Source organism: Endozoicomonas sp. ONNA2, assembly GCF_024606365.1.
Taxonomy (GTDB): domain Bacteria; phylum Pseudomonadota; class Gammaproteobacteria; order Pseudomonadales; family Endozoicomonadaceae; genus Endozoicomonas.
In genome coordinates, this window is the sequence record NZ_JAHHPO010000730.1 from 1 (window position 1) to 1212 (window position 1212).

Sequence of the window (1212 nt, forward strand, 5' to 3'; positions counted from 1 at the left end):
TGAATTTGAACCACAAAGGACACAAAGAGCACAAAGGAAAAGAAAAGCTCTTCTTAGTGCTCTTTGTGTCCTTTGTGGTTCAAATCATAGGGTGCCTAAAGCCTGCGTATGGCAAGGCTTTCACGCTTAAGTCAGTGCCATTGGTCCATCCCCCCCTTTTTTGCTGCCACCGCACGACTGCATGGGTGCAGGAGCCAGTTCAACGCAAGAGTAGTTGCCGCGCAGGGCAATCTATGCTCGGACAGCCTCCTGGCCAGAAAATATGATTTCATTTGGTTGACAGCTTAAGTGGCGCCTGATCATTTGGACAAAATACTATTGATGGTGGTAAACGACAGTGAAGTGCATAACTGCAGTTCATACTCTTCCTGATAAATCGGTTCCTGCCAAATCGGTGGTTTTAATAAGACATTCCCAATATCATAGCCACACAAAAATTATCAAGCAGGAGATTATGTATGAAACCCAGTGTACGTTGGTTCACCCATATTCAGGTGTTGTTATTGTTGGTGATGGCTGTCGGCATTGTCGGTTATCGCAGCAATGTGCTGCCATTCAGTGTTCTGTCATTAACGTTTGCACTATCGCTGGGTGGATTGTTACTGGTATTCGTGATCAGTCTGGCGGCTTTGCCGGTGGCCTGGCTCAAGCACAATGGACGTTTGGCCAGACATGCATGGCGGCCATGGTTCTTGGTGGCTTGCCATTAATGGCCATGACACTCATGGTTGGAGCGGCAGGCTTCTCGGTCCCGCGCATTCACGATGTCTCTACCGATACGGTGACGCCACCTGAATTTGTTGCTGCCCAGCAGGAACGCTCAGCGTCGCAGAACACCCTGGTTTATGGCGGTGAAGCCCTGGCTGCTCAGCAACTGCAAGCATATCCTCAGATTCAACCCTATCAATCTGCCAGTAATGCCCGGCAAACCTTTGATAAAGCATTGGCAACCGTGCAACAGTTGGGCTGGCGAGTTATTCGGGAAGATGCTGCCGGTGGTTATATTGAGGCCGTGGAAGAAACCCGGGTGTTCGGTTTTAAAGATGACGTCATTATTCGCATTACCCCGTCAAGGGCGGGCAGCCGGGTGGATGCTCGGTCTGTATCACGGTTGGGCTGAGTGATTTGGGGGCTAATGCCAAGCGTATTCAGCGTTACTTAGGAATTGTCTAAAAATAACTTTCCCATTTCACTCTAATTCTGGAACTATGG

The 1212-nt window shown here is 49.2% G+C and carries 1 protein-coding gene; it reads left to right on the forward strand.

Annotation, left to right across the window (positions count from 1 at the left end; all coding sequences use genetic code 11):
- Positions 1-454: 454 nt before the first annotated feature.
- On the forward strand, positions 455-1120 hold the full coding sequence (locus KDK14_RS12900) for a DUF1499 domain-containing protein (protein WP_257265549.1): 666 nt from the start codon (positions 455-457) through the stop codon (positions 1118-1120).
- Positions 1121-1212 lie beyond the last annotated feature (92 nt).